Here is a 232-nt window from a genome sequence, read left to right as displayed (position 1 = left end):
CTCCCGCCGCGCAATGCCCTCCTGGCTCTCTTGGTTCTGCTTGTGCTCAATGAGCTTCTGGAGCTCATGGTGCTCATGGTTCTCAAGGACCTGCTGGCGCTAAAGGTGCTACTGGTGCTCAAGGACCAGCTGGCGCAACAGGTGCTACTGGAGCTCAACGACCAGCACCAGCAACAGATGCATCTGGAGCTCAAAGACCAGCTCGCTCACCAGGAGCGACAGGTGAAAAAAC

The 232-nt window shown here is 57.3% G+C and carries 1 protein-coding gene; it reads left to right on the top strand.

Features of this window, described 5'->3' with window-relative positions; all coding sequences use genetic code 11:
• A partial coding sequence (locus tag JDS99_RS31570; RefSeq protein ID WP_199696551.1) for a hypothetical protein occupies nucleotides 1–232 on the top strand: 232 nt, incomplete at both ends.

It is taken from the genome of Bacillus cereus group sp. N6, assembly GCF_016483705.1.
Lineage (GTDB): Bacteria > Bacillota > Bacilli > Bacillales > Bacillaceae_G > Bacillus_A > Bacillus_A wiedmannii.
This window is presented reverse-complemented; position numbering and strand designations above follow the sequence as displayed.